Origin of the sequence: Pyxidicoccus trucidator (assembly GCF_010894435.1) — a bacterium.
Taxonomy (GTDB): domain Bacteria; phylum Myxococcota; class Myxococcia; order Myxococcales; family Myxococcaceae; genus Myxococcus; species Myxococcus trucidator.
Window position 1 is genome coordinate 17,547 of record NZ_JAAIXZ010000013.1, and the last position, 26,325, is coordinate 43,871.

The following is a 26,325-nucleotide window of genomic DNA, read 5'->3' on the forward strand; positions in this document are numbered from 1 at the left end:
GGCGCGAAACTCCAGGAAAGTTGGGAACGGCCAGCCCCCCCGGTGTATCAAGCCCCGCCAGGGGTCGCGCAATGCCGGCCCCCTCACGAGGTCGCCCCGAATGCGAAAGTCCGCCTCATTCCTGTCCCGCCGCGCCCTGCTGTGCGCGGCCCTGGTCCTGGGCCCCGGCTGCAAGAGCGTGGAGCCCTCCACCCGCCCCACCGATGGCACCACCCCGGGGCAGGACACAGGTCCGGTATCCGCCCCGGACGCGTCCACGCCGGGCACCACCACGCCAGAGACTGTCATGCCCGAGCAGACTGCTTCCCCCTGGCAGCGCGCCCGCGTGGGAGACCGCGTGACGTACTCCTTCTCCGCCAACCGGAGCCAGCCGGGCACCCGGCGTGGAATGAACATTCCTTCCGCCGCGGTGGCCGGCGTGGTGTCGGTGGAGGTGGTGGCGGTGCAGGCGCCCTGGGTGTGGCTGGGCGTGACCTTCTCGGGGGAAGGGGGCGCCGCGCCGCAGCAGCCGCGCCTGGCCCGCTCGCTGGTGGTGCCGGTGCGCTCGGACGTGACGCGCACCCTGGAAGCGCCGCGCGAGGGCACGGAGACCACCGAGCAGCCCACCGCCGCCGACCGCTCGTGGGAGGCGAAGCGCTACATCAATGACAGGCGCCCGGCGGACGGCCCCCTGGAGAACCGCCTCTACGCGGTGAACCCCGGGCCGCTGTACCTCACCAACGGGCTGCTCGACGCGAGCACCACGCTGTCCGGCTTCGGCATGGCCGGCGGCACGCAGCTCACCCTGATGGAGGCACGCCTGGGCAACGCGGGCGGCGCCGGCCAGCCGCCCGCCCTGACGCTGCCCATGGGCCCGGGGGCCTGGTACGACGTGGCAGTGGACTCGGGCGGTGCCGCGTCCACGCAGCGCACGTGCCTGGGCGCCGAGCGCGGCTTCGTCCTGCGCCAGCAGGCCACCGCGACGGGTGAGGGTGGCACCCAGTGCCAGGACCTGTCGCAGGCGGAAGCACAGCCTCTGGAGGAGGCGCTGCTCGGCCTCATCGACGAGACGGTGAACGCCCCGCAGTGGCCGCCCCAGGTGGTCGGGGCCGCTCCGGTGACGCGGGCGACGTTGGACCTGAAGGGCCCCCGCGTGACGGTGCTCCAGCTCGAGACGAAGGAAGACGTGGGGGGCGTGCCCGGAGGCCGCGTGCAGGCCTTCGCCGCGGACCCGTGGGATGCCGCGCTGGCCGGCCTGCCCCTGGAGGCCCGCTTCCAGACCCTCAGCGACACCACGTACCGCGCGGCGAAGGGCAGCAAGCGCGAGCCCGTGGACAGCACGAAGCTGGTGGGCTGGGGCACGTGGGTGCCCGGAACGAAGCCGTGACGCTGGCCCTCTACGTGGTGGCCATTGAAGTGGAGCCCGGCGCCGAGGCGGCGTGGAACCGCTGGCACGAGGACGTCCACGTGCCGGAGGTGCTCCGCGAGCCGGGCTTCCGCTCGTGCCACAAGTGGCGCGACACCGAGCCCGCGACGGACGGCTGGGTCCGGTATGTGTGCCACTACGAGCTGACGGAGCTGGACGCGGTGCGGCGCTACGCGAGCAGCGACGCCGCGAAGCGGCTGAAGGAGGAGTCCCTGACGCGCTTCGGCACCGTTACCCGTTACGCGCGTCAGGTCCTCACCGAGGTGAAACGTTTCTGATTCTTGGGAAGTGGGTTTCCCAAGAAGGCACCGTGACTGGGAGCGGCCCGCTCAAGCGGAGAGGGCCGCCGAGAGCCCCCGGAGGTGAGGACGGGCGCTGGGGGCCATGAGGAAGTGGCCCTTCGGTTCAGCGGGCAGGTCCAGGCGCAGACAGACGTGGCCGGCGGGCGTCGCCGCGTCGCTCGCGGTGGCGAGGGACTCCCGGGCGCGGAAGCCCATGGACTCCAGCACGCGGCGCGCGGTGTCGCCGCCTTCCCGGACGAACGCCTCCACGTGGCGGAGGCCGTCGAGGCGGACGCCCCGGCGGATGGTCTCCGAGGCCGCCCAGTGGCCCGCGCCGGCGAGCCGGTACGGGGCCGCCACCGCGCAGCTCAGCCGGGCGTAGCGTGCCTCGCGGCGGATGTTGGAGAGCGCGGCGAGGCCGATGATGCCAGAGCCCTTCTCCGCGACGGCGAACAGCCGCGTGTCCTCGGCGGCGCTCCACCTTCCGGGAGTACGGGTGCCCGTCTCCGGACGCCACCACCAGAACACCTCGCCGATGTCCGGGTCCTCCAGCAACAGACTCACCGCCCCCGAGATGGCGCTTCCCGCGACCTCGATGGGAATCAGTTGGCGCTCACGCATTGGTCCGTCCCCCTGCGCACTCAGGACTTCAAGGGACGTGCCATTATTCAAAGCCGGTGAAGCGGGCAGACAGCCTGACTGCGCACGCGCTCCACGGGGTTTCGCGTCGGAGAGTGACGCGGATGCTTGTCGACGGGACGCGAGGCCCGCGGGCCCGGCCCGGGAGCGAAGTCCCGGGCCGGAAGCCGCGGCGCTGAAGCTCCGGTGCTGAAGCTCTGGCGCTACTCCGCGACGGAGAGCTTCACGTCGATGTTGCCGCGCGTGGCCTTGGAGTACGGGCACACCTCGTGGGCGGCCTCCATCAGCTTCTGGGCCTCCTCGCGGGGCATGCCGGGGAGGATGCCCTTCAGCGCCACCGCCAGGCCGAAGCCGCCGTCCGGCGTCTTGCCGATGGTGACGTCGGCGGTGATGCCCACGCCCTCGCCCAGCGTCTTGCCCTGCATGCGAGCCACGAGGCGCAGCGCGCCCTCGAAGCAGGCGGAGTAGCCGGAGGCGAAGAGCGTCTCCGGGTTGGCCTTCGCACCGCCCGGGCCACCCATTTCCTTGGGCAGGGCAAGCGGCAGGTCGATGACGCCGTCGGCGGACTTCACGTGGCCGCTGCGGCCGCCGTGGGTGGTGGCGGTGGTGGTGTACAGGGGGCTGACGGAAACGGGGGCCATGGAGTGCTCCTATGAAATGGAATTACTTCGAGGGTTCAGATTGGGACTTCGACAGCATCGCGAACAGGCGTTGGACGTCACGGCGCAGGCGTGACAGCTCCTCCAGCGACAGGCCCATCTTGCAGACCATCGCCTCGGGAATGACCACGGCCTTGCGGCGCAGGGCGCGTCCCTGCGTCGTGAGGTGGACATGCACCGAGCGCGCGTCCTCGGTGGAACGTTCCCGCTTCACCATCCCCTGGGCCTCCAGCCGCTTCAGCAGCGGCGTGAGCGTCCCGGAGTCGAGGAACAGCCGCTCCCCGAGCTCCTTCACCGTCACCCCATCCGTCTCCCACAGGACCAACATCACCAGGTACTGCGGGTACGTCAGGCCCAGCTTCGACAGCAGGGGTGCATACGCCTGGGTCACCGCCCTCGCCGCCGCGTAGAGCGGGAAGCAGAGCTGCGCGTCCAGTTTGAGCGAGTCATCCACCGACATGGCCAATAAGTAGGGCACAATTTAATTGTGCGCAATCAATTCAGACAAAAAAAAGCGGCTCCCGGGCGCCGCGAGGGGGCGCGGCGGCCGGGAGCCTGGGGGGCGCGAACGGGGGTTCAGCGCCCGGAAACAGTCTGGGTGTTGGCCTGGGCCCTGGCGGCGGCGATGGCGGCCTCCAGGTCCAGCTTGCCGCTGGTGCTCACCTTGCCCTTGAGGTCGGAGTCCACCTCCACCGTCTTCACGAGCAAGTCCCGCACCTGGGCGGCGGTGAGGTCGGGGTTCTCCGCGAACATGCGCGCCGCGGCGCCCGCCACCGTCGGGGTTGCCATGGAGGTGCCGCTCATCTCCTCCCAGCCGCCGCCCGGCACGGTGCTCAGCACGTCCTCGCCCACCGCGGCCAATTCCACCACCTTGTCGCCGTGGGAGGAGAAGCGCGCCAGCTTGTCGTTGTTCTTGTCCATGGACGCCACGGTGAGGACGTTGGGCAGGTCCAGGTTGGCGGGCATGTCCGCCACGTCGTTCAGGTTGCTGCCGTTGCCGTTGGCGGTGGCAGCCACCAGGAGGATGTCCGCGTCGGCCAGCTTCTGCACCGCCGCCTTCCAGCGAGCCTGCGAGGCCGCGTCGGGGTACTCGTTCCCGAAGCTGGCGTTGACGGCGCGGATGTTGACGCCCTGCTCCGTCTTGAGGTTCACCACGTAGTCCACGCCGCGCTCGAAGTTGGTGAGCAGGTCGGCCCCGTCGTACAGGCCGCCGACGCTGAGCACCTTCGCCTTGCCCGCGGCCACGCCGGTGTTGCCCTCGCCGTTGTCCTCGGCGGCGATGATGCCCGCCACGTGCGTGCCGTGGTCCGTGCCCTGGCCGCGCATCACGTCGCCGCTGTTGAACCCGACGTTGAAGCCGTGGATGTCGTCCGCCACGCCGTTGCCGTCGTTGTCCTTCCCGTCACCGGCCACCTCGCCCGGGTTGGTCCACATGGCGTCGTCCAGGTCCGAGTGCTTGAAGTCCACGCCGCCGTCGAACACCGCTATCACCGGGTCTCCGGACGGGCGGGGCTTCGACGTCTCGCCATCCACCAGGGGGCGCACCGAGACGTGGCCGGAGCCGAAGGAGAAGGCCGAGGCCGGAAGCGCGCCGGGGGCCTGCTCCGGACGCAGGCCCGTGGGCCGGTCCACGAAGTTGGAGGCCCTGCGCGAGCCCCCCGCGTCGAAGCCGTCCGAGCCGCCCTGGCCCGCGGGCAGGGCCGCCGCACGGGGCGCGGCCGGGGTGGCAGGGGCCGCCGGACGGGACACTTCCGAGGCGCGGGCGGGCTGGGAGACGGGCGAGAGGGGCTTGCGGGTGACGTCCATGGTGAGTCTCCGGGGGGCGCGGAAGTGGCTCAGACACCCTCATTATCGCACCTCGCATTACAAAGTTTCCTCCCCGCACACATTGTCGGTCTTTATCCGCTCCGGGACGGGTCCTCCCGTCGTGGTACAGGGCGGCGCGCGGCCCCATCCAGGAGGGACGGGCCGGGCGAGGACGGGAGAACGGATGCTGAGGACAGTCACGGCCACGCGTTACGTGACGCCCCTGCGGGAGGGGGGCTCGCTGCCCGCCATCCTCGAGGCGGACGACGCGGGGCTGTATGTCGTGAAGTTCCGGGGCGCGGGCCAGGGCGCCAAGGCGCTCATCGCGGAGCTCATCTCCGGCGAATTGGCGCGGGCGTCGGGCCTGCGCGTGCCGGAGGTGGTGCTGGTGGAATTGGACCCCGCGCTGGGCCGCAACGAGCCGGACTCCGAGATTCGCGAGCTGCTCAAGGCGAGCGCGGGCCTCAACCTGGGCCTGGACTACCTGCCGGGCTCGGTGACGTTCGACCCGCTGGCGGGCCCCTTTCCGGATGCCGCGCAGGCGTCCGCCATCGTCGGCTTCGACGCGTTCGTCACCAACGTGGACCGCACGCCGAAGAACCCCAACATGCTGAGCTGGCACCGGGACTTGTGGCTCATCGACCACGGGGCGTCGCTCTACTTCCACCACTCGTGGGAGGACTGGGAGGAACGCAGCCAGAGCCGCTTCGGCCCCATCAAGGACCACGTGCTGCTGCCGTGGGCCAGCGCGCTGCCCGGCGTGGAGGCGGCCCTGCGCGCGGCCCTCACGCGCGAGGTGGTGGAGCGCACCATCGCCGCCATCCCCGAGGCGTGGCTGACGGGCACCGAGTCCCCCTTCCCCACCGCCGACGCCCACCGCGCGGCGTACGTCACCTGGCTGCTGCGGCGCGTGGACGCGCTGCCGGCCTTCCTCGAGGAGGCGGCCCGTGCCCGCGCCCAGCTCGTTTGACTACGCCATCATCCGCGTCGTCCCCCGCGTGGAGCGCGAGGAGTTCATCAACGTGGGCGTCGTCCTCTTCTGCACCACCCAGCGCTTCCTGGGCGCGCGCGTGGAATTGGACGAGGCGCGGCTGACGGCGCTCGCTCCGGACGTGGACCTGGACGCCGTGCGAAGCCACCTGGAGAGCTTCCGCCGCGTCTGCGAGGGCGGGAAGGACTCCGGGCCCATTGGCCGGCTGCCCCAGAAGGAGCGGTGGCACTGGCTGGTGGCGCCGCGCAGCACCGTCATCCAGACGGGGCCGGTCCACTCGGGGCTGTGCCACAACAACGTGGAGCCGCGGCAGGCGCTGGAGCACCTGCTGGACACCGTGGTCCGGGTGAAGCGGTCCGCATGACGCGCCGCCCGGGCTCGAGCCCGGCAGGTGGGCAGGTGGGCAGGCGGGCAGGCGGGCCCTGGGTGTCCTCCCGGGCAGGAGCGCCCGGGGACGCGAAGCGACGGAAGCGGGGCTGTCCGGAGCGGCCCCCGGGGACGGGACGCACCGGGGAGCAGGCGGCCAGATGTCCGGAATGTCCACCGGGCCACGAGAGAGCCCGGCACCCTGGCGGCGCGGTTGGTAGTTTCACCGTACGGCCCCGGCCTGCACTCCGTATGAACGACTCCGCATTGCGAATCGCCACGTACAACGTCCGCTACTTCGGCCACATGCTGCGTGGGCTCGCGAGCACCGTGGGCCCCAAGCGAAGGGTGGCCGCCGCGCTGTCCTCGTTGGATCCGCTGCCGGACGTCGTCTGCCTGCAGGAGGTGGAGACCTCCTCGCTGCGCAGCACCATCGCCCACCGCCCCAAGCAGCCAGGGGAGACCCAGCTGGCGGCCTTCATGGAGCGCATGGTGGAGACCTTCGGCGCCCAGGCGCGGGACATGCCCTACGAGGCGTTCTACTTCCGCGCCCACAACTACAAGTTGGGCGAGGTGTCGCTCTACACCACCGGGCTGGCGGTGCTCGTCAACACGCGCACCCTCCAGGTGGACACGCACAACGTGGACGCGCCCCAGCACATCACCCACCACCACGTGCGGCGGCTGAAGGACCGAAAGCAGAGCCGCATCTGCGCGCACATGCGCCTGGTGCGGCGCTCGGACGGGCGCGGCTTCCACATCTTCAACACCCACCTGAGCCTGCCCACCCCGTTCTCGAAGGAGTTCTGGGCGACGAAGGACAAGATGGGCTGCGGCGTCAACCAACTGCACGAGGCGCGCTCGCTGGCGGAGTTCATGCGCACCCTCTCGGGGAATGAGCCCTACATCGTCTGCGGGGACTTCAACTCGCCGCCGGCCTCACCGGTGTTCCGCTACCTCACCGGCGACGCGTGCCTCACCTGCGCCCAGGCCGCCGTGGGGCAGATAGACCCGAGCGCCACTCGCGGCTTCCCCACCGCCGGCTTCATGCACATGCGCATGCACCTGGACCACATGTTCTCCGGCGGGGGCGTGCGCTGGCTGGACACGCAGGAGACCTGCCCGTTCGGGGATACCGCCAGTCGCTTCCACGGGCTGTCCGACCACATGCCCATCATCGCCCGCTTCACGCTCGACAGCGCGCCCGGCGCGGCCGTGCCCTCGACGGGGTGACGCCAGGCGCGAGGGCGGGCCTCACTGGAGCGCCGCGCCCTCGCCTTCCTTCTTCATCAGGAAGGTCACCTTGCCGTCCGGCTCCAGGTAGGCGAGGCGCACCTTGCGGAGGGACTCGGTGCCTTGCTCGCGCAGGCGGCTCAGCAGCTCGTCGCGGGACATGAGGCTCTTGCGCAGGTTGACCTCGTTGACCTTCCCCTCGCGCACCAGCTCCACCGGCTTGCCGTTCAGCACCACCGCCGCCTTCTTGCTGCGCATCGCGAGCCACGAGAAGAAGCGGTCCCATGCCCCCAGCGTGCCCAGCGCGAGGAAGGCGGTGGTCAGCGAGGTATCGTCGGCCACGATGCTCTTGCGCAGGCACACGGAGATGATGAGCAGCACGACGATGTCGAAGGTGGAGGAGCGCCCGAACTCCTTGCGTCCGGTCAGCCGCAGCACCAGCTGCGCGAAGAAGTAGACCGCGCTGGCACGGAACATCACCTCGAAGGGGTTCAGGTCCGGCGTCCAGAGTCCCTGCCAGTCAAAAGGCGCCATGTCCCCAAGATGGACACAGCCCCCCGGGCCATGGCGCGCCCGGCAGTGAAGCAGGCGGGCGGCAGCTTCCTCCCGGGCGGGGGCGCTCAGCCCTCGCCAGTGAGCGCCCGCTCGACGGTCTCCCAGGCGTCCAGGATTTCGCGGGTGCGGAGCTCGGCCAGCGCGTGGAACTCGGGCGCCAGGTGGGCCACCTTGTCCGGGTGGTACTGCGAGATGAGCGTCCGGAAGGCCCGGCGCGCCTCGTCCAGCGGCGTGTCCCGGGAGATGCCCAGCACCGTCCACGCGTCGCGCACCGCGGGCCGGGGGGGAGGAGGAGGCACGCGCGTGCCCCGGGGCGGAGTGGCTTCGTCGTCCGAGGAGGCCCACGGGCCGGTGTCGCGGGCGCCAGTGCTGCGCGTGCCAGAGTCTCGCGCTCCGGGGCGCCGGGCCCCTCCCTCCCAGGCGAACTCTTCCTCTTGTTGCGGGCCCATGCTGGCGGGCCGTCGAGGTGAGCGAGGCGCGGGCTCCGGGCGACGGCGGCCGGGGCGCCGCTCGGGGTCCGGAGGGGGCACACGCGGGGTGAGGCGGCTGAGCGCCTCCTGGAGGAACCAGAGGTCCTCGACCGGGGTGCCGTGCTTGCGCACCACCGCGCGCGGGCGGCCGTCCTCCAGCAGCAGGTAGCCCGTGGAGGCGGCGTAGGCGTCGTCCCGACTGGCCGGGTAGAGCCGGTCGCCCAGGTCTCCCAGGGGGTCCCTCCACATGCCTTCCGTGGTGCCCTCGTCGGCCACCAGGACCTGGGACAGTACGTCCCCGTGGAGGCGCTCCAGCGTGGCGAAGGGCTCGCGCGCCCCGGGCAGGCGCATGCCCGGCCCGTGCCGCACCCCCGTCACGAGCAGCAGCCCGCGCGTCCCGTCCACCCGGGCGAAGAGCGCCTCACGCACCTGCTTGTCGGAGAAGAAGAGGACGGACTGCACGGTGGCACACAGCCTACCTTCTGGGCGTGGGGTCGCGACCGATACCCGACGCTGGAGTCCCCTTTCGTTGACTCCCGCTCGACGGTGGCGCGGCCTTGCGGAAGAGTCGATACCGCTTATGCGCTGCTGCCACCGTCACGCGTCCGAGTCTGCTCCGTCCGACCTCCACCCCTTCTCCCTCCCCGGCGCCACCGAGCACTACGCCGCAGAGCGGCCCGTCCGAGCCGAGCACGTCCGCATCGAGCTGGACCTGGACTTCGACCAGCGGCGCATCTCCGGCGTCTGCACCACCCGCGTCTCCGCCGTCCGCGCCATCTCCACCGTCACCTTCGACGCGGTGGACCTCGACGTCTCGCGCGTCCTCGTCGACGGGCACACCGCGCGCTTCTCCAACTCCGGCGCCCATGTCCGCGTCGAGCTGCCCGCGTCACTCGACGCCGGCCACGCGTGCGAGGTGGCCATCCACTACGCGGGCCGCCCCCGCCGGGGCCTCCACTTCTGGGGGCCCGACGCCGGCTACCCGGACCGCCCCCGCCAGGCGTGGACACAGGGACAGGACATCGACGCGCGCGCGTGGTTCCCCAGCCTGGACACCCCCGCCCAGAAGGCCACCTCCGAGGTCATCGCCTCCTTCCCCGCGGAGATGACCGCCCTCTCCAACGGCGTCCTCGTGAGCGACCACACCGACGGCGCCCGCCGCACCCAGCACTACCGCATGGAGCAGCCCGTCTCGCCCTACCTCGTCACCCTCGCCGTGGGCGAGTTCGAGGAGGCCACCGACTCCGCCGGCAACGTGCCCCTGCGCTACCTCTTCCCCAAGGGCCGCCGCGAGGACGCCCTGCGCTGCGTGCGCCGCACCCCGAGCATGGTGCAGGCCTTCCAGCACCTCACCGGCGAGCCCTTCCCGTGGAGCGGCTACGCCCAGGTCTTCCTCACCGAGTTCATCCTCGGCGGCATGGAGAACACCACCGCCACCAGCCTCACCGACTCCGTCCTCCACGACGCCCGCGCCCGGCCCGACTACAACGCCGAGCCCCTCATCTCCCACGAGCTGGCGCACCAGTGGTTCGGCGACCTGCTCACCTGCCGCGACTGGCCCCACGGCTGGCTCAACGAGGGCTTCGCCACCTGGTGCGAGGTCTTCTGGAAGGAGCACGCCGACGGGCAGGACGAGGCGGACCAGCACCGCGGCACGCAGCTCGAGGGCTACCTGGGCGAGGTGCGCGAGCGCTACGCCCGCCCCATCGTCGCGCGCCGCTTCCATGCGCCCATGGACGTGTTCGACCGGCACCTTTATGAAAAAGGAGGCCTCGTCCTCCACGAGCTGCGCCGCCGCCTGGGGGACGCGCTCTTCCTGCGTGCCCTGCGCCACTACGTCGCCCGCCACCGCCACGGCGCCGTGGAGACGGTGGACCTGGTCCGCGCCTTCGAGGAGGCCACCGGCCACAACCTGGACGGCTTCTTCGACCAGTACGTCTTCGCCCCCGGCCACCCGGAGCTGAAGGTGGAGGTCCGCTACGAGGCCGAGGACGCCCGCCTGCGCCTCAAGGTCCGCCAGACGCAGCGCACCGACGCCGGCACGCCCGTCTTCCGCCTGCCCCTGGACGTGTGCGTCACCGCCGACGGCCGCGACACGCTCCACCGGCTGGAGGTGACGGACGCGGAGCACTCGTTCCTGCTGCCCTGCGCCGCCGCGCCGTCGCAGGTGCGTGTGGACCCGCGCCGCGACGTGCTCGGCACGCTGGACGTGGACAAGGCCGCCGGCCTCTGGCTGGAGGAGCTGCGCGCCGCGCCGGAGTCCCGCGCCCGCACCGAGGCCGCCGTCGCCCTGGGAAGGCACGGGGGCTACCGCTCCGTGCAAGCCCTGGGCACCGCGCTGGAGGACACGCGCCTCTTCTGGGGCACCCGCGCCGCGTGCGCGAAGTCGCTGGGCCGACTGCGCACTCCCGAGTCCCGCGCGCGGCTGCTGGCCGCGCTGTCCACCGAGCACCCCCGCGTGCGCCGCGCCGTGGTGGCCGCGCTGGGCGAGTTCCGCAGGGACTCGGAGGTGACGGCCCGCCTGCGCGCCCTGGTGGAAGGGGGCGACGACAGCTACTTCGTGGAGGCCGAGGCCGCGCGCAGCTACGGCAAGGTGCGTGCTCCGGACGCGGTGGCCGTGCTGGAGGCCGTCTCCACCCGGCCCTCCTTCCAGGACGTCATCGCCGTGGGCGCGGTGGACGGGCTCGCCGAGTCGCAGGACCCGGCCGCCTTCCCACTCGTCGCGGCGCGCACCGCGTACGGGCAGCCCCGCTTCCTCCGCCGCGCCGCCACCACCGCCGTGGCGAAGCTGGCCGAGGTCGCCGGCCGCAAGCGCGAGGCGGTGGACCTGCTGTCGGAGCTGCTGAGAGATCCGCTGTTCCGGGTGCAGATGAGCGTCTTCGAGGCGGGGCGCGCGCTGGGCGACCGGCGGCTCATCCCCGCGCTGGAGGGGACGCCGCTCGAGGACCCGCGCGCACGCCGCGCCGCCCGCGAGACGGTGCGGGCCCTGCGCGAGGGCGAGCCGCAGGCCCGCGAGGTGGCCGCGCTGCGCGAGGAGCTGGACCGGCTCAAGGAGGAGACGCGCGCGATGCGGGAGCGGCTGGAGGGGCTCTCGCTGAAGCGCCAGGAGCCGCCGACGCCGCGAGGTGGTGGCTCGAAGCCTTCTCGCGCGAAGGGCACGGCCCGCGCGAAGCCCGCCGCGAAGAAGCAGCCGAAGCGGAGGTAACGCCTCGACAGTCCGACACGGACGCGTTGAACCCGTGAAGCCCGTACCGGGGTAGCGCCCGCTCTCCCGCCCGGCTCGCGGACGTACCGGACCCCCGCCTCCGGTGTGTGTCGGGAGGCGCGGTCCGCGCTCCGGATGGCTACCTGTATGGAAAGGGGACGCGCCCTCCGCGTTTCGCGTTGCGGGCCCCCATGTCCCAGCACGCCGGCCAGCTTGGGGCCGAGCGGGCCCAGGGGAGCACATGGCCGGAGCCACAGACGAGCTCAGTGCGTGGCTGGACGCCGCCGTGGACCCATTCGTGGCCTGCGACGCCAATGAGCAGGTGCGCGTCATCAACAGCGCCGCCGAGCGTCTGCTTGGCTGGAAGCGCGCGGAGCTGCTGGGCCAGCCCGTCTCCCGCCTCTTCCCCCAGCGCCTGCACGAGTACGCAGGCAGGAGCCTGCTGCGCTACCTGCTGTCCCGCCGCGACTCGCTCGGAGGACGCGCCACCCGCGTGCTCGCGCGGCGCAAGGACGGAGTGGAAATCCTGGTGGAGCTCACCGTGGGCGCCAGCAGACAGGGCGCCGACGAGCGCATCGTCATCAACTTCCGGCGCCTGCACGAGGTCATCGACACCGTCAGCGAGCCGGTGGAGCACCTGCTCCACCCGCGGACGGACGCCGCCCCCGAGCACAGCGGCAACGGGGACTCGCTCTACCGCGTCGTGGTGGAGAACGCGCCGCTGGGCATCTTCCACTTCGACACCACGCCCGTCATCACCGCCTGCAACGACTTGTTCGTGCGAATCATCGGCACGCCCAAGCGCATCCTCGTGGGCCTCAACCTGTTCTCCATCCGCGACGAGCACATCATGCGGTGCGTGCGCGAGACGCTCGCCGGGCAAGGCTCCGACTACGAGGGCGAGTACCGCTCCGTCACCTCCGGGAAGGCCACCCCCGTCCACGTGCGCTTCGCCGCCTGCTACGACGAGCAGGGCCGCGTGGAGGGCGGCGTGGGCATCGTCGAGGACATCACCGAGCGGCGCCGCACCGAGCACGAGCGCGACGAGAGCCTCGCCCAGCTCTCCACCCTCTTCCGCACCGCGCCCATCGGCCTGGGCTTCCTGGACACGGACCTGCGCTACGTGCGCGTCAATGACATGCTGGCCGACATCAACGGCAGCCCGCCCGAGGCCCACACCGGCCGCCACCCACGTGACGTGCTGGGCCCCCTCGGTGACTCGGTGGAGAGGCTCATGCGCCGCGTGTTGGAGACGGGCAAGTCCACGGAGAAGCGCTCGACCACCACCCAGGAGCTGGGGATGCCCGGGCCCATCCGCCACCTGGCCGGCAGCTTCTACCCGGTGCGCGCGGCGGACGACCGCGTGCTGGGGGTGGGGGTGCTGATTGAGGACATCACCGACAGCAAGCTCGCCGACGAGGAGCGAGGGCGCCTGTACCACGAGGCGCAGGAAGCCATCCGCGTGCGCGACGACTTCCTCTCCATCGCCTCGCACGAGCTGAAGACGCCCCTCACCCCGCTCAGCCTGCGGCTGGCCACGCTGGAGCGCCGGATGGAGCGCGGCGAGCACGTGGACCCGTCCACCCTGCGCCACGCCCGCCAGCACCTGCTGCGCATCACCGGCCTCATCAATGATTTGCTGGACGCGTCGCGCATCGAGGCGGGGCGGCTCGCGCTGCACCCGGAGGCCACGCGGCTGGACAGCCTCGTGGAGCACGTCCTCCAGGCCATGGACGGCCACCGCGGCGCCCATGTCGTCCACTACGACAAGCCGGAGCAGCCCGTGCTGGTGCGGGCCGACCCGTACCGGCTGGAGCAGGTCATCGCCAACCTGGTGGAGAACGCCTTCAAGTACAGCCCCGACGGCGGCACCATCCGCGTGGAGCTGCGCTCGCGCGGCGAGCTGGCGGTGCTGTCGGTGACGGACCCGGGCATCGGCATACCCCCGGACCAGCAGAAGCTGCTGTTCGACCGCTACTTCCGCGCGCGCAACGTCTCCTCCCGCTCCTATGGCGGGCTGGGGCTCGGGCTCTACATCAGCCGGGACATCGTCGAGCGACACGGCGGCCGCATCTGGGTGGAGAGCGAGGTGGGCCGGGGCTCCACCTTCCACGTCGCCCTGCCCCTGCTGACGGGCGCCACCACGCAGCCGCCTGTCGAGCAGCCGGACCGGCACGTCCACTGAAGCCTCGTCACCTCGAGGTTCGCAAAAAGTACAGACCCCGCTGTCTTCCATCCGTCCACAGGACAGGGGAAGCGCCCGGATTTGCACGCTCCCGGTGCTGGCATGGCGGCTGCTTCGTCCCGGGGTGGGAGGATGGACCCACAAGGATGGAAACCATGACGACGGACACGCCCGCATTGACCCGTGACAATGAAGGTTGGCTCGTTCGCGTGAGGATGGGCGGACGCATCCAGGAGGTGCGCTGCACCACCGAGAGTCAGGCACGCTACTTCGCCGCGGTGCTGGCGATGAACCCGCCCAAGCCCTCGAAGCTGCGCCACTAGACTGCGCGCATGGAACAGCCCCAGCTCCTTGGACGCCTGCTGCTGAAGTTCGACGATGATGCCGCCGCGGTGCCGGAGGACCTGTCCGCCGCCGCGCGCGCACCGGACGGCAGCGTGTGGGTGGCGTCCGATGAACACGGGGTGCTGCACCGGCTGAGCCCCGAGGAGCCTCGCATCTTCTCCCATCAGCAGCGCCATGACGTGGCGGGACTGCTGGGGGTGGCGGGCGGCGAGGAGATGGACATCGAGGCGCTGGACCTCCAGGGCGACCACCTGTGGCTCGTCGGCTCGCACAGCGCCGTGCGCAAGAAGCCCAAGGGCAAGGGCGCGCAGAAGGACCTGGCCCGGCTGGCCACCGTGGAGCACCAGCCCGCGCGCTTCATGCTGGCGCGCATGCCCCTGCCCGCGGTGGAGGGCAAGGACAAGGCCCCGAAGGACGAGGGCGCGAAGAAGCGCGTCGCGAAGAAGGGCGCGGCGAAACTGGAGCCCTCGGGGAAGGGCAGCCCGCTGGTGGAGTTGCTGCGGCGCGACGAGCACCTGGCGCCCTTCCTCGTGCCCGCGGGCCGGGGCGCTCCGCCCGGAGCCCTGGGCATTCCCAGCAAGGACAACGGCCTGGACATCGAGGGGCTCGCCGTCCACGGCGACCGCGTCTTCCTGGGGCTGCGCGGCCCGGTGCTGCGCGGCTGGGCGGTGATGCTGGAGCTGGAGGTGGAGGATGCCGGCAACGGCTTCCTCGAGCCGAAGCGCAGGAAGAAGGGCGGCGGGTACCGCAAGCACTTCCTCCAGTTGGACGGGCTGGGCATCCGCGAGCTGAGCCGGCACGGGAATGATTTGCTCATCCTCGCCGGGCCCACGCTGCCGCTGGACGGCACCATCCGCCTGTACCGGCTGCACAACGGACTGAGTCTCACCGAGGACTCCATCCATGAGCAGGCTCCCGGAGATTTGGAGCCGCTCTTCGACGTGCCCCGCTCGGAGAAGTCGGACCACGCCGAGGGCGTGGCCCTGTTCTCCTACTTCGAGAAGGACGACTCGGTCCTCATCGTCTACGACTCGCCCTCCAAGCAGCGCCGCTACGGGCCGTGCGGCGTGCTGGCGGACGTGTTCCGGCTGTTCTGAAGGCGCGCGCTCAAGGCACGCCGTCGGGGCACCTTTCCGTGAGACGTGTCAGACGCCGGGCCGGGGGATGAGCGGGCCGCCCACCTGGCCGCTGCTCAACGAGACGAAGTCCGTATCGGTGCCCGGGTCCTGCGCGATGACACGGAGGTCCTCGGCAATCCGCGCGTTCAGCAGGTCCAGGTCGCCGCGGCTCTTTTCGCCAGACACGTAGAACATCAGGCACTGCGAGCGCAGGTCGAAGCCGAACGCGAGGAAGGCATCCGCATCCGCCGGGTCGGTGACGACGAAGGTGTACGCGCTGAGCAGCTGGGACGTGGCCGGGTAGAGGGCGCCGCCCGGGGCCAGGCTGGCGATGGGAGTCGGCTCGGGGGACACCCCGGCCGGTGCGACGGAGAGGCCGCCAGCGCAGGGGGTGGACATCAACCAGCGGCTGCCCTCGTCGATGGGGTCGAAGGCGAAGGCGGCGGTGGGCACGGCGAAGGCCAGCAGCAAGGCATGACGGATGGGCTTCATGGCGTGAGACCTCGGTTCAAGGGTGAGGTACTGACGCGACCGGCCCCGGGAAGCTGACCATGACGGCCTGACGGAGACCGCGTGCTGGCGGACGTGTTCCGGCTGTTCTGAAGGCCCGCGCTCACCGCATGTAGAGCTGCATCTGGTAGGTGTTGTTCCACGCCACCTTCCACGCGCCCTCGTGGACACCGGGCTGCGGGAGGATGGGTCCCCCCACCTGGCCGCTCATGCCCCACGAGAAGCTGGAGTCGGTGCCGGTGTCCTGCTCCAGGTTGTCGAGGTCGGTGGCGAGCTTGATGAGCAGCAGGCGCAGCTCGCGCGCGTTCTGGCCGGATACATAGAACACCTGGCGCTGGGCCTTCACGTCGAACCCGAACGCCAGCCAGCTTCCCGACGGGCTGGCCGGGTCCGTCACGATGACGGTGTACGCGCTGCGCAGGCCGGCGCCCGTCGGATACAGCGGCGACGTGTCATAGGAGGACAAGGGCGTGGGGCGGCTGGTGGACGAGCCCGGCGCGGCGGGGATGCTGCTGGGGCAGTAGTTGGGGATGGGGGGCGGCGGCGTGGTGGTGGCCGCCTGCGACTGCGCGTCCATCTCAGCCGACTCCATCTGGGCCAGGTCCGGGTCGACGTTGCAGGCGGTGGCGGACAGGGCGAAGGCGGCAAGCAGCGAGAAACGGAGGGACTTCATGGTGTGGACCTCGGTGTGAAGGGTGACACGTGTGGCGTTGCCGGCGCTGGGGCGCCGGGTGGGTGAGGGAAACAGCGACTGGAAGTGAGGCGTGCCGCGGGCGGGCTATTCGAAGACGACCACGGTCTTCACCCAGCTGTCGGGGCGTGCCGCGAGGGCCCGCATGCGCTCGTCCCGGAGCGCGATGGCGGCGGGGGCACCGGCGCGGATGCGCTCCATGACGCGCTCGAAGAAGGGCCCGGCCTCGGCGTCCGGGATGTCGATGGGAGAGGCGAGGACGGCGCGCGCGCCCGCCTCCGCGAAGGCGATGGGGAGACTCCACGGCGCGTGGAGATAGGGCGCGGTGCGCGCGGCCCGGCAGGCGCCGAGCACCACCACCGGTGCGCCCTTGAGCTTCTGCCGCCGCACCTCGCCCGCGGTGAGGGCATAGCGGCCGTCCGTCTCCGGGGCCATCACCAGCAGCGACGCGTCCGACACGCCGAGGTTCACCAGGCCGTGCGCGTGGATTTCCACCTCGGTGGCGTCCACCAGCTCCGCCAGCAGTCGCGACGGCGTGGCCGCGGCGCCCGTCAGCTCCACCCGGCGGGCCGAGGCCGCGCCCGACAGCTCCCAGCCGCGCAGCCGGGGCAGGTTCAGCGAGGCCGGCGCCTCAACGTCGTGCACCACCAGGGGCCGCGGGGCCGTCACCGCCGGCGCCATCCGCTTCGCGCCCGTGTGGTAACTCCAGGCCAGCTCCGGCGGCAGCAGCCCCGCCTGCCCGTGGACGGCGTAGCGGGCGAAGACGCGCACGTGCTCGCAGGGCTTCAGCGCCCCCACCATCGCCTCCGGCACCAGCTTCTTCACGTCGAAGTCCGGCGAGCGGCGGCTCGCGTCGTAGTGGCCCAGCAGGTCCCCACCCGGCCCGCGCGCCACCACCAGGGTGCGCTCGTCGTGCACCTCCACGCCCAGCTCGCACCGCTCCGGCGTCCCGGCGCCGGACTCCTCCGCGAAGAGGGAGAGCGCCCCGGCCCAGTCCCGCGCCCTGCCCGCGTCGAGGATGAGCGACGAGTAGCTGTACGCGCGTGCCTTCCAGGCCACCGGGTCCTCGGAGCCCAGCCGGTTGCCCTCGGCGATGGCCTGGCGCAGCAGCGCGCGGCCCGCTTCACGCTCCCGCTCGATGACGGCGCGGCCCTCGACATGGGTGGCGAGCACGCGCTCCCCGGGGCGCAGCAGGCCGGAAGCCTCCAGCTTGCGCAGGCCGTCGCGCAGCGCCTCCACGTCGCCCGGGCGAGGGTCCAGCCGGGCCAGGTCCGCCTGCACGAAGGCGCCGTTGATGAAGAAGGGCACGTCACACGCGGGGGCGTGCTCCAGCTCTTCGCGCGCCTCCTTCGGATGCAGGGCGAAGACCTGCATCGCCGCCAGCCCCTCCTGCACCTGACGCCGGGCGGCGCACCGGCCATCCCGCGCGGCCTGCTCGCCCAGGTACGCCCGGGCCAGCGCGAAGGCGTTGCGGTAGCGCGCCACGTTGCCCAGCACCATCAGCAGGTCCGACTGCTGCATCCACTCCTGCCCCTGCCGCGCCACCTGGAGGCCCGCCACCGCGTGCTCGCGCGCCTCCACCAGCCGGTGCTCCTCCGTGTAGATGTGGGCGAGCACGTATTCCATCTGCCCGCAGCGGTAGGCCGCCTTCGCCGCGTGGCACTCCGGCAGCGCGCGCAGCAGCCGAGCCTCGGCGCCCGCCAGGTCCCCGCGCGCATACTCCGCCCGGGCCGCCTCGCGCTCCGCGTTGAGCATGAGCCATGGGTCGCCCACCGCCTTCGCGGCCTTCGTGTACTCGGGCAGCCGCGCCGGCAACTGGCCCGTCAGGGGCAACACGCCCAGCAGGATGTCCGAGTGCTCCGAGGCGGCCAGCTCGCGCGCGTACGCGTCCAGCCCCGAGGCGTCGAAGGTGCCCAGCAACACCTGGCGGAAGCGCTCCGCCAGCGGCCCCCGGCGCTTGAAGTCCAGGCTGGCCACGTGCGAGACGCGGCGCTCCAGCGCGTCACCGCCGTAGTGCGCATCCAGCAGGCGCGCCAGCGGCAGCAGCGCCTTCACGGCTTCCGCGGACGGGGCCGCCCAGAGGGCCGTGTTGAGGGCGTTGCGCGCCGAGCCCGGCACCGAGCGCGCCAGCGGCTCCGGAATGAGCGTTCCTTCCAGGGCCAGCGCCTTGCCCGCCTTCTGCGCGTCGTCCCACGTCCCCCGCTGGCCATCCAGCCGACGGCGCAGGGCCGCCGCGCGCTCCTTCGCCTCCTCCGCCCAGCCCGGCTCACGCAGCGCCGCCACCGCGTCGAACGCGTCGGCCGCCACCGCGTCCAGGCCCAGCTCCCGCAGCACCAGCGCGCGGTTCCACAGCGCCTCCGGGTGCTGGGGGTGCTTCTCCAGCACGCCGTCCAGCAGGATGAGGGCCTCTTCCAGCTCCCCCTTCGTCAGCGCCACCACCGCCCTGTCGCTGTCCACGTCCGGCGAGGCCGGCGCGCGCTGGAGGTACTCCGCGGCCTGCTCCCCCTCGCCGCGCAGCAGGTGCCCCGTGGCCAGGCCGTGGAGGTCCCCCGCCTCCTCCAGCTTCGCCAGCTCCCGCAGCGGCACCAGTTCCCTGGGGCGCTCGTCGCCGGAGCGCAGCACGCCGTAGGGCCGATGCGCGCTGGCGCCGTCCCAGCTCAGCCGCGCCTCCAGCGAGCGCGTGGGCGCCAGGGCCAGCACGTTCTGCCCCGACTCCACTCCCGGCAGGCCCGGCCCGCGGAACACCACCAGGACCAGCACGGCCGCGAGCGAGCCCGTCAGTGCAACGGCCGCCACCAGGTTGCGCCGGCGGCTCCAGGCGGGACGAAAGGCCCGCGAGGGCGCGGCGTCGCGGGAGGGCATTCCCCCCGGCTGCGAGGGCCGCGCGACTTCGGCCTCCTTCGCCTCCACCTCCGCCAGCCGCCCCCCGAGCGCCTGGAGCTGGAGGATGTCTTCCAGGTCGGACTGGCACTGCGTGCACGTGCCCAGGTGGACGCGGAAGGTGTCCGCCTCCTCCGGGGACAGCTCGCCGTCCGCGAAGGCCTGGACCTGGTCGTGGATGTCCATGGGCTCCAGCGCGCTCATGTGCCCTCCGCCTCGCCCGGGGGCTGGGGCATCAACAGTTCCTTCAGCTTGCGACGCGCGCGGATGAGGCGCGTGCCCACCGTGGCCTTGGGGATGCCCAGGCGCTCGGCGATTTCCACATACGAGCGGTTCTCCAGCGCGTGGAGCCGGTACACCGTGCGGAACTCCTCCGGAATCTTCTCCAGCGCCTCGCGCAGCTGCTCCGGGCTGATGGAGGCCCACGCCGGGGCGGCCTCCACCTCGGGCGCGGCGATGCGCTCCTCCATGTCCTCGGCGGACACGTCCGCGCGGCGCTCCCGGGTGCGCGAGCGGCACCGGTCGATGAACAGGTGGTGGAGGATGGTGAGCAGCCACGCGCGCCCGTCCGTCCCCACCTTGTACCGGGCCAGGTTGCGCAGACCGCGTTCGAAGGTGTCCTGGACGAGGTCCCGGGCGTCGGTGGCATTCCCACACAGGCGCATGGCGGTGGCATGCAGCGCCGCCTCATGCTCCCGGGCGAATGCCGCGAACCACCGGCTGTCCAGGGTCGGCGATGAAAGGGGCCTGCTTTCCACTCGGGGTGCAGGCTGACCCGTCCCGTCCTTGCCCGTCAAGCTCCGCGACAGCAGGGAGCCGGAGAAGAGAGAGGATGGTTGCAGGGCGAAAGCGTCCATGGCGGTCGCTCTCTCAACGACACCCCCCTCCCATCTTCCCGGGGAGGATTTTTCCGAGCATTTTCCGCCCTCCGTGCGGGCAGCCGGACGGGCGCTCCAGGAGCCCGCTCCCGTCGAGGGGACTGGCGGGTGTCCCGCCCGGGCCTACGCGTTGCGGCGGACGATTTCGGCGTTCAGCACGTTGGCGAAGCCCACCCAGGCCAGGTAGGGCGCCACCAGCCACGCGGCGGGGCGGTCCACGTTGCGGGTGGTGGCGACATAGGCGCCGATGCTCCCCAGCAGCGCGGCGTTGTCCGCCAGCGCCCGGCGCGGCTGCTGCTTGCCGAAAAAGAGCCAGGACCAGGCGGCGTTGAGGCCCAGCTGCACGCCCCACCAGGCCAGCGCCTTCGAGCGGGACGCCCCCGCGGGCGCCGTCCACACGCGCCAGCCGGAGATGGCGATGAGGCCGTACAGCACCGTCCACACCGGGGCGAAGACCTTGGGCGGGGGCTGGAAGGAAGGCTTGCTCAGGCGCCTGAACCAGAGCGAGTCCGCGGAGCTCTGTCGCCCGCCAAACACCGCCGCGCCCAGGGTGAGCGCGCCGAAGGTGCCCAGCGCCACCACCGACTCGGTGCGCAGCGTGGGGTTGAGGGCCGTGCGCTTCACGGGGCCCGGCACCGTCCGAGTCGTCGGCTCCAGCGTCGTCGGTTCCATTCCGCATCCTCCCGGGGGCCCGGACGCCCCACTGTCCGCTGGAAGGTGGTACCGGCCTTCCCGCGACGCCAGTGTGGTGGCCTCCGGTATACAAAGGAGGTCCCCCCTTCAAAGCCCGGAGGCGTCTCATGGTGAGCGCGGAGGAAGTCCTCGGCTTCTGGTTCGGCACCCCAGCGGACCCCGTCCGCAACCCCGCAAGTGCCCGGCCGCGAGCGCAGTGGTTCGAGCGGGACGCGGACTTCGACGCGGAGTGCCGCCGCCGCTTCCTGGACGCCCACGAGGCCGCCGCGTCCGGGAAGCTGCACGCGTGGAAGGAGGAGCCGCGGAGTGCCCTGGCGCTGCTGCTGCTGCTGGACCAGTTCCCGCGAAACCTCTTCCGGGGCACCCCCCGGGCCTTCGCCACGGACGCGCTGGCGCGCGGGGTGGCCCGCCATGCGCTGGCGCGAGGGCTGGACACGACGCTGCCGCCGGTGTGGCGGTGGTTCATGTACCTGCCCTTCGAGCACAGCGAGGAGGTCCATGACCAGCGGCTGGCCGTGGCCCTCTTCGAGATGCTCGCGCTGTACCACCCGGGCAGCCAGGAGCCGCTCGACTACGCCCGGCAGCACCGGGACGTCATCACCCGCTTCGGCCGCTTCCCCCACCGCAACGTGGCGCTGGGGCGCCCGTCGACCCCGGAGGAAGAGCGCTTCCTCCAGGAGCCGGGCTCGTCGTTCTGAGCAGGGTGGACGGACCTACACCCTGGGAGTGAGGGGGGTAGCCTCGGCCCTGGGCACCGGAGTCGCGCGCGCCTCCAGGGTGATGCCCGCGGACAGCCAGTTGCGCACCATCGTCAGGTGCTCGGCCTCCGCGTCCAGGGCGAGCTGGAAGCGGGCTGCCAGGGTGTCATGGCCCAGGCCCCGCGCCAGCTCGATGAGCAGCTCCCAGCCCGCGTTGTCCGTCAGCTCCGCCACCAGCAGCGCGTGCAGCGTGTCGCGCAGGTTCATCCTCGGGTCGGCGACCACCGCGGGCAGGCCCATGGAGGCCACCGCCGCCACGTCCGCGCAGGGCGTCACCGCCGTGGGGTCCGCCCCCAGCTTCACCAGGGCCTCGCTGACGAGGCCGAAGTGGGACAGCTCGTCGTTGAGGATGCGCTGCAGCCCCTCCGTGGTGGGGCCGCCCTCCCAGCTGCCGAGCACCTCGTGCTTGGCGAGGGCGCCCTGGTAGAGCCGGACGCCGGAGCGCTCGAAGGCGGCTCGCTCGCCCAGCTTGTCGATGAAGACGGTGGGCTTGGAGCCCTTGAGGCTGGCCGGTGGCGGCACGCTGCCGAGGCCCTTCGACTCCACCGCGTACTGCTGGCGCACCTTGAGGAGGAGCGAGTCGTCCCCCAGGTGGCTGGGCTGACGCGCCTTCGCGGCCTGGATGATGTCCGCGCTGTCCACGGGCGAGGTGGCGATGCCCGTCTTGTTCATGCCGATGTCGCTGGTCGTCTTCTTCATGTCAGTGAACCTTCTTTCCCTCGAGCACCGAGCCCATGCGCTGCGCGCGCGCGGCGAGCTCCGTCCCGGGAGTCCATTGGTAGCCGGCCGCCACCGTCTCGGAAGGCGAGCCCTCGGAGTTGAGCTGGTCGCGGTAGACGAAGGAGCGGTGGTCTCGTGGCAGCTCCGCCATGCGCACGTAGTCCGGCCCGTTGGAGGCGAGGTCCTCCTCCTGGTTCAGCGTCTTGCGGACGAACTCGCGGTGCTCCTTGAAGCCGATGGGCTCCGGCAGCGTCTTCGGGAGGATTTCCGCCGCGTCGCGGCCCTCCACCTGCTGGAAGAGCTGAACCATGTGGTGGAGCTGGCCCAGCTCATAGTCGGTGAAGCGCTGCCAGAGCGCCTTGATGAGCGGGTTCTTCTCGTACGCGAGGCACGAGTAGAAGTTGTAGACCTGCATGCACTCGTGCATCACCAGCTTCTCCAGGATGGACTCGCTCGGGTCCAGCAGCGACTCGTACATGGAGGTGTGCTGCTCCTCGATGGCGGCAATCTCCGCGTAGAGCTGGCGCGCCACCGGGTCGGAGAAGAACGGGCCCACCGTCATGTAGTAGTCGTGCGTCTGGTTCTCGGCCGCGGTGATGCTCATCGCGTGAATCTTGGTGAGCGGCGCCGCGGTGCGCTTGTCGTACGGCCGGCGCAGGTCATCCAGCGGGTAGCGGTGCTCCACCGACGTGGGGCGGCCGGGGATGATGTCCGTATAGGACTGGGTGATGTTGTTGGGGTCCTTCCCCTCCAGCCTGTCGTAGAGGGCGCCGTACCGGTACAGGTGGTCGAAGTCCTCCAGCAGGCCGAAGCGATACGTCTGGGCCAGGTACGGGTCCGGCTCGCGCAGGGCGACGCTGGCCGTCACTTCAATCGCCACCTGCTCGAAGCCGAGCGTGGTCTCCAGCGGCGTCTGGTCCGCGGGGTTGAGCCAGTTGATGGTCGTCTGCTCGAACTGTTCCACGCGGCGGACCAGGGCGAGCTGCTCGCGGAGGTCCCGGTTCATGCGGGCGATGGCGTGCTTGGTGCGCAGCGCGTCCGCCATGATGCCGTTCATGTAGATGACGCACACGCGGGTGAAGGCGTCATCGTCCAGCTTGCTGTAGGGCCGCTGGACGAGGTCCTTCCACGTGAAGACCTGTCGGTCGAGTGGGACGCCTTTTTCCTTGAGGATGTCCAAGGCCACGTCGGCCTCCTTTGCGCGGGGCGGTGGAAGGCCTCGTGCCTTCCGCATCGGCGCTTAAGGTCCGAACGGTGTGGGAGGGCGGCAAACCCTGTACGGGACGCCGCCCGTGCGCCGCCAGGGGCTGCGGTGGCTTGCCCCCATGGCCGCCTTGGACGAAGGGCCAATGTGCCTGGCCGCTCGCTGGGACGGCATGTCACGACTCCAGGAGGTTTTCCGGGAACACGGGGATGCAGGGCGGCGCGGACAGGTGACGGCTGCCGGCCCGGGCGGGGACTGGGGTAGTGTGAAACACAGCACGCATCGCAAGAGGGGGCCGTGGCAGGCGAGCGCTGGAAATTGATGCGGTTGCGGTGGCGCAACCACTGGCGGCTGATGCTGGGCGTGGCGGTGCTGGCCACCACGCTCGCGGCCGTCTGCGAGTGGCTGGGCGACACGCTGGGCGGCTGGCTGGAAGAGGCCGAGCGCGGCGCCTACGACAAGACTGTCACCAGCTTCACCGCGGGCCGCGAGAAGTCGCCGCGGGTGGTGGTGCTGGCCATCGACCAGCCGAGCCTGGACGGCATCCGCGCCAACCCGCAGTACGCGCGCAACTTCGGCAACTGGCCCTACAGCCGGAACCTGTGGGCGCGCATCGTGGAGCAGCTCGAGGCCGAGGGCGCCCGCGCCATCGTCTTCGACGCTGTGATGGACGAGCGCTCCACGGACCCCGCCATGGACCTGGCCTTCGCGCAGGTGCTGCGCGACACACGGGTGCCCTTCTTCCTGGGCGTGTCCACCCATGCGGAGGCAAAGCCCCTGCCCCGCGCGGACTTCAGCACCCCGCTGTCCGAGCCGGGCGCGCCGCCTTCACCTGGCGCCGCGCCCGTGGCCTCGGCCGAGGACGGGCTGCCCGCCGAGGCCCTGCCCTCCACGGACGACACCGGCGAGTTCCCCGAGGAGGGCGCGACGGACGAGTTCCAGGACACGGAGGACGCGGACGCCTTTCCGCCCGTCTCGCCCGAGCTGATGGCGCGCGCCCTGGCCTTCCCGGTGCGCGCGGAGGGCCACGCGGTGGTGCTGCTGGCCCACGAGTCCGTGGACGGAGTGAAGGAGCCGCTCTACCCGGTGCCTCCCATCCCCGCGCTGGTGGGGGCCATGGACGGCTTCGGGCTGGTGGACCATGAGACGGACCCGGACGGGTTCATGCGGCGCACGCGCTTCGTGTACACGGACGGCGTCAACACGTACCCGACGCTGCCGGTGCGGGTGGCGGCGGGCGTGCTGGGCGCGAGCGAGGTGGTGCTGTCCGGGCGCACGCTGCGGCTGGGCACGCGCACGTACGCGGTGGACGCGGAGGGCGGCACGGGCATCGACTACGGCGGCGAGTTCCACGAGCGCTTCAACCTGGTGTCGCTCATCAAGGTCCTGGACGCCTGGGCGCTGCGCAACCAGGGCCAGCCCACGGGGCTGCCGCCGGGCCTCTTCCAGGACAAGGTGGTGGTCATCGGCGGCAACGCGGTGGGGCTCAACGACGTGAAGGCCACGCCCTTCTCCCCCGCCGAGCCCGGCGTGGTGAAGCAGGCGGTGGTGCTGGACTCGCTGCTGGGCGACGGCCGCTTCCTGGCCCAGGCGCCCTTGTGGATGAGCCTCGCGCTGGTCTTCCTCGTGGCGCTCACGTCCGTGGTGCTGCTGATGACGACGCGGTGGACGCCGCTGGAGATTGCCTGGCCGCTGGCGCTCTACCTCGGCATGCACTTCGTGACGGGCCCCATCCTCGCGAAGACGGGGACGTACCTGCTCACCGCCCTGCCCTCGCTGGCGGGCATGCTGGCCAGCGTGGCCGCGGTGGCCTTCAACCACCTGGTGGCCAACAAGGAGGCGGAGTTCATCCGCCAGGCCTTCAGCCGCTTCATGGAGCCGAAGCTCGTGGAGCAGATGATTTCCGAGCGCGCGCTGCCCCGGCTGGACGGGGAGAATGTCGAAATCACCGCCTTCTTCAGCGACATCCGCGGCTTCTCCACCTTCAGCGAGCGCTTCAAGGACGACCCGCGCAACCTGGTCCGCATCCTCAACACGTATCTGACGCGAGTGAGCGGAGCGCTGCTGAAGGAGGGGGCGTGCCTGGACAAGTACATCGGCGACGCGGTGGTGTGCCTCTTCGGCGCGCCCATGCGCCAGGCGGACCACGCGCTGCGCGGCTGCCGGGGGGCACTGGCGGCGAAGGCGGAGGTGGACCGGCTGCGCGCGGAGTTCAGCGCGCAGGGGATGCCGGACGTGTACACGCGCATCGGCGTCAACACCGCGGTGAACTTCGTGGGCAACTTCGGCAGCGAGCAGCTCTTCAGCTACACGGCCATCGGCGACGGGATGAACCTGGCCGCGCGGCTGGAGGGCGCGAACAAGGCGTATGGCTCGGTCATCATGATTGGCCCCCGCACGTACGAGCTGGCGAAGGAGCACATCGAGACGCGGGAGCTGGACCGGGTGCGCGTGGCGGGCAAGACGGAGGCCGTCACGGTGTACGAGCTGCTGGCGCTCAAGGGCGGCCTGGACGCGCGCAAGCGGGTGACGGTGGAGCGCTACCACGAGGCGCTGGCGCTCTACCGCGCGGCGCGCTTCGAGGAGGCCGCGGCGGTGCTGGAGGCACGACGGTTGGAGGACCCGGAGGACGGGCCCACGCAGGCGCTGCTGGAGCGCTGCCACAAGTACGCCAAGACGCCCCCGCCGGAGTTCGACGGGGTGGCGAGCCTGGACAAGTGAGCTGAAGGAAGG

Annotated in this window: 24 protein-coding genes; 11 read left to right on the plus strand and 13 right to left on the minus strand. The window is 71.5% G+C overall.

Annotation, left to right across the window (positions count from 1 at the left end):
* The first annotated feature begins 100 nt into the window (after positions 1-100).
* Positions 101-1,366, plus strand: coding sequence for a DUF6068 family protein (locus tag G4D85_RS31345; RefSeq protein WP_164017730.1), 1,266 nt, complete (start codon positions 101-103; stop codon positions 1,364-1,366).
* Positions 1,363-1,683, plus strand: a complete 321-nt coding sequence (locus G4D85_RS31350) for a DUF4286 family protein (RefSeq protein ID WP_205525796.1) — start codon at positions 1,363-1,365, stop codon at positions 1,681-1,683. Before G4D85_RS31345 ends, G4D85_RS31350 begins: the two co-directional genes overlap by 4 nt.
* A gap of 51 nt (positions 1,684-1,734) precedes the next feature.
* Here the strand turns inward: G4D85_RS31350 and G4D85_RS31355 are convergent, their stop codons facing one another.
* The 4 genes from G4D85_RS31355 to G4D85_RS31370 form a co-directional block, all read right to left on the minus strand.
* Positions 1,735-2,307, minus strand: coding sequence for a GNAT family N-acetyltransferase (locus G4D85_RS31355; RefSeq protein ID WP_164017732.1), 573 nt, complete (start codon positions 2,305-2,307; stop codon positions 1,735-1,737).
* A 221-nt stretch (positions 2,308-2,528) separates the two neighbouring features.
* Positions 2,529-2,966: an organic hydroperoxide resistance protein gene (locus G4D85_RS31360; protein WP_164017733.1), complete on the minus strand. Its 438-nt coding sequence runs from the start codon at positions 2,964-2,966 to the stop codon at positions 2,529-2,531.
* Positions 2,967-2,988: 22 nt separating this feature from the next.
* The gene (locus G4D85_RS31365; protein ID WP_164017734.1) at positions 2,989-3,444 is read right to left on the minus strand and encodes a MarR family winged helix-turn-helix transcriptional regulator; all 456 of its coding nucleotides are present in this window, start codon (positions 3,442-3,444) and stop codon (positions 2,989-2,991) included.
* Positions 3,445-3,560: 116 nt separating this feature from the next.
* Positions 3,561-4,790 carry a S8 family peptidase gene (locus G4D85_RS31370; RefSeq protein ID WP_164017735.1) on the minus strand — a complete coding sequence of 410 codons (1,230 nt, stop codon included), beginning with the start codon at positions 4,788-4,790 and terminating at the stop codon, positions 3,561-3,563.
* A 184-nt stretch (positions 4,791-4,974) separates the two neighbouring features.
* Between G4D85_RS31370 and G4D85_RS31375 the strand changes: the two genes are divergently transcribed.
* From G4D85_RS31375 to G4D85_RS31385, 3 genes are all read left to right on the plus strand, one after another.
* Positions 4,975-5,760 (plus strand): HipA family kinase, encoded by a 786-nt coding sequence (locus G4D85_RS31375; protein ID WP_164017736.1) that lies wholly within the window; start codon positions 4,975-4,977, stop codon positions 5,758-5,760.
* Positions 5,738-6,145, plus strand: coding sequence for a DUF3037 domain-containing protein (locus G4D85_RS31380; protein ID WP_164017737.1), 408 nt, complete (start codon positions 5,738-5,740; stop codon positions 6,143-6,145). The genes G4D85_RS31375 and G4D85_RS31380 overlap by 23 nt, the downstream gene beginning before the upstream one ends.
* Positions 6,146-6,399: 254 nt before the next feature.
* A complete protein-coding gene (locus tag G4D85_RS31385) occupies positions 6,400-7,380 on the plus strand; it encodes an endonuclease/exonuclease/phosphatase family protein (protein ID WP_164017738.1) in 981 nt (326 codons plus the stop codon).
* Positions 7,381-7,401: 21 nt separating this feature from the next.
* Here the strand turns inward: G4D85_RS31385 and G4D85_RS31390 are convergent, their stop codons facing one another.
* Positions 7,402-7,914 (minus strand): DUF421 domain-containing protein, encoded by a 513-nt coding sequence (locus G4D85_RS31390; protein ID WP_164017739.1) that lies wholly within the window; start codon positions 7,912-7,914, stop codon positions 7,402-7,404.
* A gap of 86 nt (positions 7,915-8,000) precedes the next feature.
* Positions 8,001-8,867, minus strand: coding sequence for a J domain-containing protein (locus G4D85_RS31395; protein ID WP_164017740.1), 867 nt, complete (start codon positions 8,865-8,867; stop codon positions 8,001-8,003).
* Positions 8,868-8,985: 118 nt separating this feature from the next.
* Here G4D85_RS31395 and G4D85_RS31400 point away from each other — a divergent pair, with 118 nt between their 5' ends.
* From G4D85_RS31400 to G4D85_RS31415, 4 genes are all read left to right on the plus strand, one after another.
* On the plus strand, positions 8,986-11,610 hold the full coding sequence (locus tag G4D85_RS31400) for a M1 family aminopeptidase (RefSeq protein ID WP_205525797.1): 2,625 nt from the start codon (positions 8,986-8,988) through the stop codon (positions 11,608-11,610).
* Positions 11,611-11,851: 241 nt separating this feature from the next.
* Positions 11,852-13,795 (plus strand): PAS domain-containing sensor histidine kinase, encoded by a 1,944-nt coding sequence (locus G4D85_RS31405; protein ID WP_164017741.1) that lies wholly within the window; start codon positions 11,852-11,854, stop codon positions 13,793-13,795.
* Positions 13,796-13,950: 155 nt separating this feature from the next.
* Complete coding sequence (locus G4D85_RS31410) at positions 13,951-14,118, plus strand: hypothetical protein (RefSeq protein ID WP_164017714.1); 168 nt, start codon at positions 13,951-13,953, stop codon at positions 14,116-14,118.
* Positions 14,119-14,127: 9 nt separating this feature from the next.
* Positions 14,128-15,237 (plus strand): DUF3616 domain-containing protein, encoded by a 1,110-nt coding sequence (locus G4D85_RS31415; RefSeq protein ID WP_164017742.1) that lies wholly within the window; start codon positions 14,128-14,130, stop codon positions 15,235-15,237.
* Positions 15,238-15,285: 48 nt separating this feature from the next.
* Here the strand turns inward: G4D85_RS31415 and G4D85_RS31420 are convergent, their stop codons facing one another.
* The 5 genes from G4D85_RS31420 to G4D85_RS31440 all read right to left on the minus strand — a co-directional run bounded on the left by G4D85_RS31420 (position 15,286) and on the right by G4D85_RS31440 (position 20,889).
* Positions 15,286-15,750: a hypothetical protein gene (locus G4D85_RS31420; protein ID WP_164017743.1), complete on the minus strand. Its 465-nt coding sequence runs from the start codon at positions 15,748-15,750 to the stop codon at positions 15,286-15,288.
* Between the two features lie 121 nt (positions 15,751-15,871).
* Entirely contained in the window at positions 15,872-16,441 is a 570-nt protein-coding gene (locus G4D85_RS31425) for a hypothetical protein (protein WP_164017744.1), read from the minus strand.
* A 105-nt stretch (positions 16,442-16,546) separates the two neighbouring features.
* Positions 16,547-19,543, minus strand: coding sequence for a CHAT domain-containing protein (locus G4D85_RS31430; protein ID WP_164017745.1), 2,997 nt, complete (start codon positions 19,541-19,543; stop codon positions 16,547-16,549).
* A complete protein-coding gene (locus G4D85_RS31435; RefSeq protein WP_275900328.1) occupies positions 19,540-20,097 on the minus strand; it encodes an RNA polymerase sigma factor in 558 nt (185 codons plus the stop codon). Before G4D85_RS31435 ends, G4D85_RS31430 begins: the two co-directional genes overlap by 4 nt.
* 243 nt (positions 20,098-20,340) lie before the next feature.
* Positions 20,341-20,889 carry a TspO/MBR family protein gene (locus tag G4D85_RS31440; protein WP_164017747.1) on the minus strand — a complete coding sequence of 183 codons (549 nt, stop codon included), beginning with the start codon at positions 20,887-20,889 and terminating at the stop codon, positions 20,341-20,343.
* Positions 20,890-21,017: 128 nt separating this feature from the next.
* Between G4D85_RS31440 and G4D85_RS31445 the strand changes: the two genes are divergently transcribed.
* Entirely contained in the window at positions 21,018-21,608 is a 591-nt protein-coding gene (locus G4D85_RS31445; protein ID WP_164017748.1) for a DUF924 family protein, read from the plus strand.
* 15 nt (positions 21,609-21,623) lie between these two features.
* On the opposite strand, the gene G4D85_RS31450 is transcribed toward G4D85_RS31445, so the two are convergent.
* Complete coding sequence (locus G4D85_RS31450) at positions 21,624-22,367, minus strand: ferritin-like domain-containing protein (RefSeq protein ID WP_164017749.1); 744 nt, start codon at positions 22,365-22,367, stop codon at positions 21,624-21,626.
* 1 nt (position 22,368) lies between these two features.
* Positions 22,369-23,574, minus strand: a complete 1,206-nt coding sequence (locus tag G4D85_RS31455) for a hypothetical protein (RefSeq protein WP_164017750.1) — start codon at positions 23,572-23,574, stop codon at positions 22,369-22,371.
* A gap of 339 nt (positions 23,575-23,913) precedes the next feature.
* Here G4D85_RS31455 and G4D85_RS31460 point away from each other — a divergent pair, with 339 nt between their 5' ends.
* The gene (locus G4D85_RS31460) at positions 23,914-26,313 is read left to right on the plus strand and encodes a CHASE2 domain-containing protein (RefSeq protein WP_240359604.1); all 2,400 of its coding nucleotides are present in this window, start codon (positions 23,914-23,916) and stop codon (positions 26,311-26,313) included.
* Positions 26,314-26,325: the final 12 nt, after the last annotated feature.